We start from the raw sequence: 12267 nt of genomic DNA on the forward strand, positions 1-12267 counted from the left end.
GATCTCTGGAAGATCGACCACCGCCGGTGTCGGGCTAGCGTCGCTCGATCCACCACATGATGAGCGCGATGCAGGAGCTTCCGGCCGCGGTGGCCGCGCCCTTGAGCGCCTGTGCCGCCAGCTGTTGGGTGAGACGGCGCAGGCGGCTGGAGGCTCGGGACGGCACGGGCAGCGGCTGGTTGGTGGGCTTGTTCGTAGACTCGTACATGGAGACCCTCCTGTTCGTGGGTGGGGACTTCGCGCGCAGGAGACCGTCCTGGCCTAGCCGGCAAGCATCCGGCCGGGCGGCTTCTGCTGCGCGCCAATACGCTAGGGGAACTGGCGGTTGGTCCGTCGGGCCCACGGGCTGGGCCCGCGCTGCTGTGTCGCAGTGTTTTGCCAGGTCAGTGGAGTTGTCGGCTGGCATCGGCGTTGCTCGTAGACGTAGCAGGCCGGCCGCTGCAGCCTTCGCGCAGCGCACTCGGAAGCTGTAAAACGGCTGGTCAGCGCTATAGCAGGCCGTCATAAACCTCATGCTTCTGCTTCCTGGTCGGTGGTTCGTCCCAGGTTGCGTGCGGCATCAGGATTTGGTCGAGTCCGGCCGGGGCTCGGGAAGGTGGGCCCTGCCGGGTGTGCGTAGGTGCCCTGGCCGTCCACGGCTGTGGCCGCTTGCGGATCGGTACTCACCGGCGAGCAGCTCGACTGGCTCACCGCACTCGGACTCGACTGGCACTGCCCCGGCCAGGCCCTGTGGCCGCCAGGAAGCACCCCGGGCCACCCCTGCCCAGCCCGTGCCCGTCCCGTCGGAGAACGCGGCGGACAGGCCCGGCGGAGGCGGCCTGACGGTCTTCTGTGTGAGGTTCCCTGCGGCAACCGCGCGCAGCGCCGGGCTGCGCGCCGAGCCGAAAGGGGCACCCTGCGATGACGACATCCAGGAAGAGGGCGAGGACCGGGGCGGAGCCGGGCACCGAGCCACGGGAGGTGGAGATCACTTGGGCGGTGCTCGCCGCGCTGTTCCAGTTCCGCATCGCCACCGCCGAGTAGCTTCGCCGGCTGACCGCCCCGGACGCGGGTATCGAGAAGATGCGGGCGCGGCTGCGCCGGTTGCGTAGCGAGGGCCTGGCCGCGGAACTGGTGCTGCCTCAGTCCGGGAGGACCAGGGGCTGGTTCCTGACCGAGCACGGCGTGCGGATCGCTGGTGCCTTCTCCGAGTTGGCGCACATCCCCGCCCCGCGGACGCCCGGGGACGAGACCGCCTTCAAATACACGTGACGGGCCGCCCCGGACCCTCCAGACCGCTCTGGCCTGCGGACTCATGTGATCACCGGGACTTTGAAACGCCCCTGGGTGCGCGCTGCATCCCATTGCTCGTGGCGCGCACCGCCGGGCGTATCGGCAGCCTCGCCCGCCTCATCCGCGAAGCCGCCCTCACCGCGATCCAGTACCCCCAGGTGCACGGGGCACTTCTACGGGGCCAGGTGGCCCACCACTGCGGCGAGCTTGGCGGGGTGGACCACGGCGGTGATGTCGGTGATCCGGCCGTCCGCCACGGTGAACGCGAGGACCGACAGCGGGGTGCCGTCCTCGCGCCAGGAGACGACCCCCGGCAGGCCGTTGACGATCGCCGCCCGTCCTCGCGTGGCGGCTCCGGCGGCGAACTGAGCGCTGGCGGCGACCTTGGTGGCGCCCAGGGTGACGAAGACTCCGTCAGCGGTCTCGGCACTGAGGCGGACCTCGGGGTCGAGGACCCGGAGCAGGCCCTCGAAGTCCCCGCCGCGGGCCGCCGCCAGGAAGGCGTCGACCACCGACCGCTGTTCCCGTGCGACCACCACTTCCACTGCCGGTCGCTCGGTGCGCTGCACCTTCCGGCGGGCCCGGCTGGCCAGCATCTTGCTGGCGGCGGTGGACTTGTCGAGGATCCGGCCGATCTCCTCGAACGGGACGGCGAACAGGTCGTGCAGGACGAAGGCCAGCCGCTCGCTCGGGCTGAGCGTGTCCAGGACCACGAGCAGCGCCAGGCCGACCGAGTCGGCGAGCGCCGCAGCCTCCTCAGGGGCGGGCGCATCGTCCAGGGCCACGACCAGCTCGGCCAGCTGGTCGTCGTAGGAGGCCTCGGGCCGGGCCTGGCGCGAGCGCAGTACGTCCAGGCTGAGCCGGCCGACCACGGTGGTCAGCCAGCCGCCCAGGTTGTCGATGCTGTCCGCGTCCTGGCGGGACAGGCGCAGCCATGCCTCCTGTACCACGTCCTCGGCGTCCGCCTGCGAGCCGAGCATCCGGTAGGCGACCCGGCGCAGCCGGTCGCGCTGGGTTTCGAAGGTCTGGGCCACCGGGTCGGTCGGGTGGGTGTCGGTCATGGTGTTACCTCTCTCGAATCCGTTCCGTCATAGGTGATGACGGGCCCGGACGGGCACCGGTAACCGATGAAGGAGCGGGACCGATGGAAGCACGCATGACCGGCACCCCCAACCCCGACCTGATGATCGCGATCAAGCACCTCTACAAGGCGATCGGCGCCGGCGGGGTGGACCAGCGCCTCCTGTCCCTCGTCCACCTGCGGGCCAGCCAGATCAACAGCTGCGCGCCGTGCGTGTACGCGAGCGTGGCGGGAGCGAAGAAGGCGGGCGAGACGGACGAGCGGCTGCACAGCGTGGTCGCGTGGCGCGAGACGCCGTTCTTCACTGACGGGGAGCGGGCTGCCCTCTCTTTGACGGAGGCGGCCACCCGGATCCAGGACGGCGCGCCCGGGGTGACCGACGCGATCTGGGACGAGGCGGCCGACCACTTCACCGAGGAAGAGCTGAACGCGATCATCCTGGAGATAGCGCTGACCAACTTCTTCAACCGGATCAACCACACCATCCGGGAGCAGGCGGGCAAGACCTGGTGAGGCGGAAGGTGGACGGCGCCCTCATCAGGGCGGGAGCGGGTGTGTGGCATTGACCGTCCGGAGGATTCACCTGCTGTCGCGTGAGTGATCTCCAGACAGGTCAAGGGGCTGATCACGAAGAGTGATATGTCAGCTGGCCGTCCGTGGGGAATGCGAGCCGGCCGCTGTCAGTCGGCAACGCGGCCGGTATGTGCCGGGCGCACCATGACCAACGGCCCTGCAGGGCGGAGAGCCCCGGTTGTCCGGACCGTCGCCCAGAACCGCGCCCACCCCCGCCCAGCAAACCCCCAGGAGTCGGTCGATGCCGGGCTCCAGGGCGTGCTGGCGGACATCGGCGGCTGGTGGCCGGGCGGTGGAAGGAGGCGTTCGAGGACCTGGACGAGGACGTCTTCGGTGAGGCCGCGCAGGAGGCCCGGCAGGAAGGGCGGGACCCGGGCCGGGCCGTTGATGTCCTGGTGCGGAGTCTGATCAAGTAGTTGGAGGACTGGAGGAAGGCCGGCGGCGAGTTGGAGGAGGCGCTGCGGGCTTCGGCGCTGGGGCGGCCGCGTACCTTGGTGACCGGCGCCAGTGCGCCACCAATGCTTTGACCTGTGAGAACGTCGATACCTTGATGGCTCACCAAGGTTTCTGGGCCCGGCTGCGGATGCAGCAGTTCGGTGGTGACGTCGGTCGGCGCGGTGCTGCACCGGGGCCCTGGACGGTGCAGCGCGCAGCACAGTGCAGCTCGTAGCGCTGCACCGCCGAGGGCGCGACGGCGTCCGGCCGGGACAACCTGCTGCATCTCGGGGACAACCAGGCCGGGCTGCCCGGGACAACCTCCGGCAGCAGCGCCAGGACGAGGGGGTGCTGCACTCCCTCGTCCTGGCGCTGCACCGCGTTGTTGTCGTGGTGCAGCGCCGGGTGGGCGGCGGCCTGTGCGACGCGCGGCTCTGACATGCACCGGTGAGTTCGGCGGGCGAAACTCACCGGTCGCCGGGCGGAGACTCACCGGCCTGCCGTGATCGGTTCGACGCTGGTGGTGAGTTCACCGGTCATGACGAACGTGGCCGTCCGGGTGGACGAGGTGGCCGTCGGGGACGAGGACCAGGGGCAGCGGGAGTGGCAGCACGCGGTGAACGACGTGCTCGCCGAGGCGGGTGAGGCGGGCCGGGTGGGTGCGCGAGCTCGCCAAGCGGCAGGCGGAGGAGTGGCACCGCACGGTGCTGGAGCGGGCCGCCGACGCCGGCGAGCAGGCCTGCGGCCGGGAGGTCGTCCTGGGCGGCGAGGGGCAGCCCATCGATGTGGGTGGCGCGCTGGGGGTGCATCCGTTCCTGGAGGCGGTCAACGGCGGCGCGGGTCTCAGCGTCATCGACGTGGCGGTAGCGCTCCGTCGACATCGGCGAGACGTGCCCGAGGAGGTACTGGACGACATCGCGGTCCGACCCCGCGCGCAGCCAGGAGGTGGCGGCGGAGTGGCGCAGCATGTGCGGGCGGCAGGTGTGCCGGGCGGTGCGGGTGAGGTGGTCGAACAGGTCCTTTGGTGTTCGGGTAGGACATCGCCTGGCCCAGGGGTGGGCGGAACAGGTTCACGAACGCCGTCTCCGTGTCGGCGGCCTCTGGTATGGCGTCGCGTTCCCATCGGTAGTCGGTGTAGGGGGTGGCCAGGTCGGGGGTGACGGGGGTGGTGCGGGGTTTGGGGGTCTTGGCCAGGGCCTGGTTCGGGTTGTCGCTGCGGCGGTGGACGTGGGTGTGCGGGCCGTCGGTGGTGCAGCCGAGTGTGTGGGAGGAGGCGAGGAGGTGCATGTCCTGGCGGGGCGGCCCGGGCGCTTCGCCGATACGGATCCCGGTGCAGGCCAAGAGGGCGATCAGGAACCGGTCCCGCGCCAGGGGGGCGAGGTCGATGATGTGGGTGGTCTGCTGGGAGGTGAGGTCCTCGTAGCCGGGCTCGGTGATCCGGAAACGGAACGTGGCGGCGTTGACCGTGCGGAACTGGTCGTTTTCCCCGTATCGGAGCCGCCGGGCAGCTGGGTGAGGTGTTTGCTGGGACAGTACGTCGGCGATGTTCGGTGCGGCCCGGCCGTTCGCGATCGCGAACCGCAGGAACCCGGCGGCGACGGTCATCACGAGGGTCGCAGTGTTCCGCGATCGCACCCGCGGCCTGCCGCTCGGCGGTTGGTGCGGCGGTCCCGTGGCGGTGTGTGAACGGGACGGGAGTGGTTCGGTCACCAGCCAGCGCTGGAAGCCGGACAGTGGCAGGGACGACGGCGTGCGCCAGTCCAGGCGCTGCTCGGCGCGGTAGGACAGGAACAGTGCCACACGGCTGGCGTAGGTTTGCTCGGTGTTCGGCGACAGGCCCCGGGCCCGCAGCGACGCCGGGAACGCCGTCGCCTCGACGTGCAAGGCCACGGTGGTGGTATCCGTGACCATCCACCGCACCGAACCATCTGCCTCGCTGACCGCCCGGTCCGCCGCCCAGATGCTGTCCGTGACCGGCACCGTCCGAGCCCAGCAGCCCGGACTGCCGTGTCTGCTGGCAGCCCGTCACCTCTGACGGGGGCAACCGCACCAGACGTCACCCATCAATCGGCCCCGGCCGGTACCGTGCACTCCCCTCCAAGCCGGACCCGCATCAAACATGCCCCACATCCTGGCCGCCCCCAGAAGACATCAAGTCCTGCGACAGCGGCCGGGCGTTTTGTGGGAGGCGACGGGCCTCCGCATCGGGCTCGGTAGCGAGATCCGTGGCCGGCGCCTGGGCAGATCCGGTGGTTGTCGACCATGGATCCGCCGCATCGTCGCTCCCGCTGCTCAGGCCAGGTCCGGCCCGGGGCAGCGGCCCGACTCCACCGTCATGACCTGGGCACTCGCCTGTTGCCCACCCCTGGTTGCCGGGCTGACCGAACGGGCCTGCCCTCACCGGTAGCGAAATCAGCGTACGGGGCGGGGCGGCTCGCTGGGGGTTCGGTGAAGTTCGTCAGGAGGTGTGTACTCGGCGTGACGTGGCGCTCCCGGCGGCGCCGCGCCCCGGTGCCCGGCGGGAGAGCAGCAGTGCGGGCAGCAGGGCGAGCGCGAGCAGGGCGGCGGCCCAGCCGTAGGTGTCCCGGAAGGCGTCCGCGAGGCCGGGGGCGAGCGCGGCCCGCGCGGCGCCGTCCAGGGCCTGCACGGCGGCCAGTGCGCCGCCGGCCTCCCCGCCGGCGAGCGTGGTCGGCAGCCGGTCGGCCATCGCCCCGGTGAGCAGGACGGACATCAGGGCGGTGCCGAGCGAGGCGGAGACCTGCTGGACGATGGTGACCAGGGTGGTGGCGGCCGGGACCTCGGCCGGGGCGACGCTGCGGGTGGCGGCCGCCATGGCCGGCATCAGCGTCATGCCGATGCCCGTCCCCATCACCACCAAGGCGGCGATCAGGTGAGGGTACGGGGTGTCGGCGGCGACCTGGACGGTGAAGCCGAGGAAGCCGGTGGCGGCCACGGCGGTGCCGGTGACCACGATCCGGCCGGGTGCGAAACGGTCTGCCAGCCGGCCGGAGAACTGCATGGTGATGCCGGTGGCAAGCGCCTGCGGGATGCCGAGCAGGCCGACGTCGGTGGCGCTTTGGCCGCGCACCAGCTGGTAGTAGAGCGGGAGCAGCAGCATCGAGCCGAAGTAGCCGCAGCCGAACAAGGCGATGGTGGCGGCGGGCCCGGCGAAGGTGCGTCGGGCCAGCAGCCGCAGGTCGATCAGCGGCTGCGCCGCGGTCAGCGCCCGGACGACGAACCCGGCGACCAGGGCCGTGCCGGCCAGGGTGGGCAGCAGGCTGCCGGCCGCGGCGGGGTGTCCGTGCTCGGCGCCCAGCCCGTAGATCAGTGCGGCCAGGCCCGGGGAGAGCGTCAGCAGGCCGGGCAGGTCCAGTCGGCGGCGGGCGTCGCCGCCGTCGCGGGGCAGCAGCCGGGCGGCGAGAGCGAGGGCGAGCGCGCCGAGCGGCAGGTTGGTCAGGAAGACCCAGCGCCATGAGGCCTCGTCGACCAGCCAGCCGCCGAGCACCGGCCCGGCCAGCGGGCCGATCAGGACGGGGATGCCGAGCACGCTCATGGTGCGGCCGGTGCGGGCCGGGTCGCAGGCGCGGACCAGGACGGTCATCCCGACCGGCATCACCATGCCGCCGCCCAGGCCTTGAAGGAAGCGGAAGGCGATCAGCGAGGGGGCGTCCCAGGCGGCGCCGGCCAGCGCCGAGCCGAGCACGAACAGGGTGAGCGCGGTCAGGTAGAGGCGACGGGTGCCGAACCGTCCGATCGCCCAGGCGGTGACCGGGGTGACGGTGGCGAGCGCCAGGGTGTAGCCGGTGGTGACCCACTGGATGGTGGCCAGCGGGGCACCGAAGTCCCCGGCGAGGCGGTTCAGGGCGACGTTGACGATCGTGGTGTCGAGGACGGTCATCAGCGAGCCGAGGACCACGACGGCGGCGACGGCCGCGGTGCGCGGACCGGGTCCGGCCGCGGTGGCTGTGTGGGTGGCTGTCCCGGCCGTGACCGGCCCGGTGGCGGTGCTCATCTTCTTCGTTCCCCCCGGCCGCGGTTCAGACGCCGTACGGGCGGACGGTACGGGCATCCCGGAGCGCGTGCGCCCACCAGGTGAGCTGGTCGAGCATGCCCTTGGCGGCGCCGTTCTGGACGGTCGGGTCGACCGGCTCGCCGTCCTCGCCGAAGAGGCCCCAGACGTTGTGGAAGCTGACGGTGTCGCGGACGGTGACGGCGTGCAGCTCGGCGAAGACCAGCCGGAGCTGCTCGACCGCGCGCAGCCCGCCGCCGAGACCGCCGTAGGAGACGAAGCCGACCGGCTTGGCCCGCCACTCGGCGCCGTGCAGGTCGATGGCGTTCTTGAGGGCGGCCGGGAAGCTGTGGTTGTACTCCGGGGTGATCACCACGAAGGCGTCGGCGGCGGCCAGCCGGGGCGTAAGGGCCGCGTGCCGCTCGGCCTGCTCGGCGGTGGGCTCCTCGCCCACGTGGGCCAGCGGGTGCTCTGCCAGGTCGACGACGTCGATGTCGAGGTCCGCGCGCTGCCCGGCGGTGCGGACGAACCAGTTGGCGACGGTGGGCGCGAAGCGGCCCTGCCGGGTGCTGGCGATGATGACGGCGAGGCGGAACGGGGTCTCGGACATGGCTGTCTCCAGGAGTGTGCTGCTGTTCTGTCACCGCCCGTTCGGACGGCACGTCAGGTAAAGTACAACGTGTATGGCAACAAGTACAACGGTGCCTGTAAATTTTTGAGGGAACGGCAATGAAGGAGACTCCATGACCAGCAGGCAGGAAACGCCGGACCGGCCCCGTCGGGGACTGGCCGAGAAGCGCCAGGCCATCACCCGGGCCGCCCGCACGGTCTTCGGCCGGGACGGCTACACCCGCGCCAGCATCGACGCCATCGCGGCGGAGGCCGGGGTGTCCACCCGCACCATCTACAACCACTTCACGGGCAAGGAACTGCTCTTCCAGACCGTCGTCCGGGAAAGCGCGGCACAGGTCGCCGACGCCCAGCTGGACATCATCGAGCGCCGACTCGCGAAGGTCACCGACCTGGAGGCGGACCTCACCGCGTTCGCCATGGCCTGGGTGACCCCGCTGACCGAGTTCGCCGACCACTTCGGGCTGGTGCGCCAGATCAACGCCGAGGCCCGGCACCTGCCGCAGGCCGCCCTCGACGCCTGGCAGGAGACCGGGCCGCGCCGGGTGTCCGCCGCCCTCGGCCACCGGTTCGGGGAACTGGCCGAGGACGGGTGGTTGGAGGCACCGGACCCAGGGCGGGCGGCCGCGCACTTCGTGCTGCTGACCGCGACGGAGGTCACCCAGCGTTCGTACTGGGGCGCGTACCCACTGGACCGGGCGGAGACCGAGGAGATCGTCGTCGCCGGCATCCGGGCCTTCCTGCGCGCCTACGCGGCACCCCACCGGTGACACTGCCGCACCCCTCGAACGCGGTCGGCCCCGGACAGACCGGGGCCGAGCGCCAGTCCCGGACCCTAGCCACCACTCCCCCACCCAGCCGCACGGTTGACCAGGAACTTCATCCCCGCAGGCGACATCCACACCAAACGTCACCCACACACAGGCCAGAGGGTCTACAGGCCAGCACCATCCCAGCTCAGCCACATACCAAACGCCCCTCACCACAAGACCAGCTCTAGCTAGATAATCGACATCCCGGACGCAGATTCCGTTCTCCTGCACGGGCGGGGAAGCATGGTGGATATCGTCCAGGCCACCGGTCGGGCCCTGCGGATGAAGCCCGGTGAAGGGAAGACCGCGAGCCTTATCGTGCCGGTCTTCCTGAAGCCCCGGGGGGAGCCAGGTGACATTCTGGAATCGGATCCCTATGGGGCGCTTGTTCGGATTTTGACCGCTTTGAGGTCTCACGACGCACGCGTGGTGGAGGTCCTCGCCGTGCCCCAGAAGTCCGGCAAGCGCACGAAGGGGCGCAGCGCTGAGGCAGCTTCCGGGCCTGGTGAGAGCCGGTCTGGTGAGGGTGGTTCGGGGACGTTCACGCTGCCGGTCCGCTTCCAGGCTCCAGTGGACGAGAACGTGCTCGCCCTGTTCATCGCTTCGCGGGTGCTGACGGGTGAGAACCAGTTCTGGCGGGAGGGCATCAGCCACGCCCGGCGCTGGCACGAGGAGACCGGTGGACTCGATATTCCCTATTCCGCGATGGTCGGCGAAGAGGGGAACTTTCCGCTCGGGAAATGGCTCTCCGACCGGCGGGCCGAGCATTCTGCTGGTGAATTGGCGCGACATCGCGTCGACATGCCGGATGCGCTCGGGATGATCTGGTCCGTCTCCGACGCCCGCTTCGAGGCCGGGCTCGACTGGGCCAGGGTCTGGGCGAAGGGCCACGGCGGCAGCCTGGCGGCGCCGGTCGGCGGGTATGCGATCGGGACGTGGCTGGCCGAGCTTCGGGCTGCGGCCCAGGGGCCGGCCGACCAGTTGGGCGCGCTCGACCCGCAGCGCCGGGCCGCGCTGGAGGAGATCGACCCATGGCGGTGCCCCGCCTGGCCGATCACCTGGCAACGCGCCTACAGCGTGGCGCGGCAGTGGTGGCCGGCAGCCGACGGCCGCGTCGATCGGACCACCCTGCCCGTGGACCCCGTCTTCGAGGGCGAGCAACTCTGCCGCTGGGTCGTGGCGCAGCGCGCCGACCGGCCCGGGCTGGAGGAGGATCAGCGGGACCTGCTGTCGGCAATCGGGGTCAAGGAAGACCAGGAGCTGGTGGCGGCGAAGGCCGTGGCGGATGCGAAGCCGAAGGTGTCCCGTGCCGACCGTTTCACCCCGGGCCTGGCCGCCCCGGCGGCCTTCGTCGAGCGCGAGGGACATGCGAAGGTTCCCCGACCCCACAAGGAGCCGCTTGAGGTCGTGGTGGCCGGGCCTGGTGGAGAGGCGAGCGTGGAGGTCGTCTCCGTCGGGCTGGGGGCGTTCTCGAACAACACGAAGGCGCGCCGGGCCAAGCTCACCGCCGGGCAGCTCGCGCAGCTCGCCGAGCACGGCGTCGAGTGGGCGTAGCGGTCGGCGGTGGGCTGCCCCGGGCCGGGGCGGTGCCGAGGCTGGCGGTAGGCTGCTGCGGCCCCGAGAAGGCACTGGAGGCCGTCACCTCCGCGTGGGATGGCGGCCTTTTGGCGTTAGCGCACCGGCCGCCCCGTTGCGGTGAATTCCGCGGCTTCGGCCACGTGGTCCAGGGCGGGGGTGGGTCCATCGGTGGCAGGCTGAGGGCCGGCCCGCATGGTGGGTCATCCGAGGCGGCTGAAGACCCGGCGTAGGAGTTCCTGGTCGATCTGCGGGCGCCCGGTGCGGGCCAACGCGGTGCGAGCGTGCGCCGTCAGCTGGGCCCAGGTACGGAAGTTGCCGTGAGCGGCGTGCTGGTCGGCGAAGGCGATGTCGTCCGGGTGCGCGTCGGCCCGGACGGGGTGGAAGAGCGGGATCACCTCCAGGACCTCCTCTGGGGTGGGGCGGGCGAGGCGTTGCCAGATGAAGATCCTGGAAGAGAGCATCGGTTCTTTGCGCAGGGTCTGGTAGCAGTCTTCTCCGCCCACGAAGAGGACGGCGAGCTGGGTGTAGGGGTCGTCCCAGAGGTACTGACGTTGAATTCGTGACTGCCGCCCAACCCGCTGACACCACCCCACCCACTCACAGGGGTAGGACGGCTGCACTACTCAGGTGGGCGTCACTCCAGGGCGGCCGCCTTGCGCAGCAGCACCGCCCGCTCGCGGGCGTTGCGGCACAGGCGGGCGGCGAGTTCCAGTTCGGCACGGGCCTCGGTGGTGCGGCCGAGGCGGACCAGCAGCTCGCCGCGCACGCTCGGGAGCAGATGAGAGCCCGACAGACGGCCGGAGGCGAGCAGGTCGTCGACCAGGGACAGTGCCTCATACGGTCCGCTCGCCATCGCGACGGCCACTGCCCGGTTGAGCTCGACGACGGGTGACGGGGCCACGCGGCCGAGCGCCTCGTACAGGAGCACGATGCGTTCCCAGTCGGTCTCCTGCACCGAGGGCGCCACCGCGTGGCACGCGGCGATGCCCGCCTGCAGACCGTACGGTCCAAGGCCCCGCCCGAGGGCGGAAGCCCGGCCGAGTGCGGCCAGGCCACGACGGATCGCGGAACGGTCCCACAGGCGGCGGTCCTGGTCCTCCAGCAGTACCGCCTCGCCGTCGGGCCCGGTGCGCGCCGGGAAGCGCGCAGCGGTGAGCTCGAACAACGCGAGCTGGCCGTGCACCTCCGGCTCACCCGGCAGCAGGGCGGCCAGCATTCGGGCCAACCGCACGGCCTCGTACGCGAGATCCGGGCGCAGCAGGTGGTCTCCGGTGGTCGCTGTCGAGCCTTCCGTGAAGATCACGTACAGGACGCTCAGGACGGCGCTGAGGCGCCCCGGCCGTTCCTCGGACGCGGGGAGTTCGAACGGCACGTGGGCGGCGGCGATCGTCTTCTTCGCGCGGGTGATCCTGGCCTGGACGGTCGGGGTGGGCACGAGGAACGCGCGCGCGATCTCCTCACTGGACAGGCCGCCCACCACGCGCAGCGTTAGCGCCACCCGGGCCTCGGGCGAGAGCACCGGATGGCAGGCGGTGAACATGAGCGCGAGGACGTCGTCGTCGACACGGTCGGGATCCCAGGGCAGGTTGCCCGGCCGGTCGGGTGGGGCCTGCGCGCCGGAGCTGAACTCGCCCTCGGCCAGTGGGCCGGCGAGCAGGGCGTACCGTTCGTCGAGCGCCGACCTGCGGCGGAAGGCGTCGACGGCCCGCCGCCGCGCGGTCGCGAGCAGCCAGCCCACCGGGCTGGCCGGTGCACCGCCTGCCGACCAGGAGACGAGTGCCTCGGCCAGCGCCTCCTGCGCGACGTCCTCGGCGAGCGCGAAGTCCCCGGTGTAGCGGGCCAGCGCGCCGACGATCCGCGCGGACTCGATCCGCCAG

At 71.5% G+C, this 12267-nt stretch carries 15 protein-coding genes and 1 pseudogene; 7 read left to right on the forward strand and 9 right to left on the reverse strand.

All coding sequences use genetic code 11. The features are described from left to right. Positions 1-34: 34 nt before the first annotated feature. Positions 35-208 carry a hypothetical protein gene (locus tag ACFU7Y_RS27960; RefSeq protein ID WP_224283984.1) on the reverse strand — a complete coding sequence of 58 codons (174 nt, stop codon included), beginning with the start codon at positions 206-208 and terminating at the stop codon, positions 35-37. 692 nt (positions 209-900) lie between these two features. On the opposite strand from ACFU7Y_RS27960, the gene ACFU7Y_RS27965 reads away from it, so the two are divergent. After that, complete coding sequence (locus ACFU7Y_RS27965; RefSeq protein WP_380770030.1) at positions 901-1023, forward strand: hypothetical protein; 123 nt, start codon at positions 901-903, stop codon at positions 1021-1023. A 39-nt stretch (positions 1024-1062) separates the two neighbouring features. Then, positions 1063-1251: a hypothetical protein gene (locus tag ACFU7Y_RS27970; RefSeq protein ID WP_380770032.1), complete on the forward strand. Its 189-nt coding sequence runs from the start codon at positions 1063-1065 to the stop codon at positions 1249-1251. Between the two features lie 194 nt (positions 1252-1445). Here ACFU7Y_RS27970 and ACFU7Y_RS27975 read toward each other — a convergent pair whose 3' ends face one another. Then, on the reverse strand, positions 1446-2333 hold the full coding sequence (locus ACFU7Y_RS27975; RefSeq protein WP_224283982.1) for a sigma-70 family RNA polymerase sigma factor: 888 nt from the start codon (positions 2331-2333) through the stop codon (positions 1446-1448). Between the two features lie 83 nt (positions 2334-2416). Between ACFU7Y_RS27975 and ACFU7Y_RS27980 the strand changes: the two genes are divergently transcribed. Both ACFU7Y_RS27980 and ACFU7Y_RS27985 read left to right on the forward strand, forming a co-directional pair. Further along, positions 2417-2866 (forward strand): carboxymuconolactone decarboxylase family protein, encoded by a 450-nt coding sequence (locus tag ACFU7Y_RS27980; protein WP_224283981.1) that lies wholly within the window; start codon positions 2417-2419, stop codon positions 2864-2866. A gap of 341 nt (positions 2867-3207) precedes the next feature. Continuing rightward, entirely contained in the window at positions 3208-3342 is a 135-nt protein-coding gene (locus tag ACFU7Y_RS27985; RefSeq protein WP_263455611.1) for a hypothetical protein, read from the forward strand. Between the two features lie 139 nt (positions 3343-3481). Here the strand turns inward: ACFU7Y_RS27985 and ACFU7Y_RS27990 are convergent, their stop codons facing one another. The 3 genes and pseudogenes from ACFU7Y_RS27990 to ACFU7Y_RS28000 all read right to left on the reverse strand — a co-directional run. After that, the gene (locus ACFU7Y_RS27990) at positions 3482-3802 is read right to left on the reverse strand and encodes a hypothetical protein (protein WP_224283980.1); all 321 of its coding nucleotides are present in this window, start codon (positions 3800-3802) and stop codon (positions 3482-3484) included. A gap of 88 nt (positions 3803-3890) precedes the next feature. Continuing rightward, a complete protein-coding gene (locus ACFU7Y_RS27995) occupies positions 3891-4037 on the reverse strand; it encodes a hypothetical protein (protein WP_224283979.1) in 147 nt (48 codons plus the stop codon). 229 nt (positions 4038-4266) lie between these two features. Then, positions 4267-4377 (reverse strand): annotated as a pseudogene (locus ACFU7Y_RS28000) (transposase); the annotation flags it as partial. Between the two features lie 887 nt (positions 4378-5264). Between ACFU7Y_RS28000 and ACFU7Y_RS28005 the strand changes: the two are divergent. Then, complete coding sequence (locus ACFU7Y_RS28005) at positions 5265-5396, forward strand: hypothetical protein (RefSeq protein ID WP_263455610.1); 132 nt, start codon at positions 5265-5267, stop codon at positions 5394-5396. 423 nt (positions 5397-5819) lie between these two features. Here ACFU7Y_RS28005 and ACFU7Y_RS28010 read toward each other — a convergent pair whose 3' ends face one another. Next, positions 5820-7373 carry a DHA2 family efflux MFS transporter permease subunit gene (locus tag ACFU7Y_RS28010; protein WP_380770033.1) on the reverse strand — a complete coding sequence of 518 codons (1554 nt, stop codon included), beginning with the start codon at positions 7371-7373 and terminating at the stop codon, positions 5820-5822. Positions 7374-7398: 25 nt separating this feature from the next. Next, a complete protein-coding gene (locus tag ACFU7Y_RS28015) occupies positions 7399-7980 on the reverse strand; it encodes an NADPH-dependent FMN reductase (RefSeq protein WP_224280912.1) in 582 nt (193 codons plus the stop codon). Between the two features lie 133 nt (positions 7981-8113). Here ACFU7Y_RS28015 and ACFU7Y_RS28020 point away from each other — a divergent pair, with 133 nt between their 5' ends. Next, entirely contained in the window at positions 8114-8770 is a 657-nt protein-coding gene (locus ACFU7Y_RS28020; RefSeq protein WP_380770034.1) for a TetR/AcrR family transcriptional regulator, read from the forward strand. Between the two features lie 285 nt (positions 8771-9055). Beyond that, complete coding sequence (locus tag ACFU7Y_RS28025) at positions 9056-10366, forward strand: Helicase associated domain protein (RefSeq protein ID WP_380770035.1); 1311 nt, start codon at positions 9056-9058, stop codon at positions 10364-10366. A 224-nt stretch (positions 10367-10590) separates the two neighbouring features. On the opposite strand, the gene ACFU7Y_RS28030 is transcribed toward ACFU7Y_RS28025, so the two are convergent. Both ACFU7Y_RS28030 and ACFU7Y_RS28035 read right to left on the reverse strand, forming a co-directional pair. After that, a complete protein-coding gene (locus tag ACFU7Y_RS28030) occupies positions 10591-10851 on the reverse strand; it encodes a hypothetical protein (RefSeq protein ID WP_224280915.1) in 261 nt (86 codons plus the stop codon). Between the two features lie 173 nt (positions 10852-11024). Continuing rightward, positions 11025-12267: RNA polymerase sigma factor (locus ACFU7Y_RS28035; protein ID WP_380770036.1), on the reverse strand; the 1243-nt coding region annotated here is incomplete at its 5' end.

Source organism: Kitasatospora sp. NPDC057542, from assembly GCF_042801945.1.
GTDB lineage: Bacteria > Actinomycetota > Actinomycetes > Streptomycetales > Streptomycetaceae > Kitasatospora.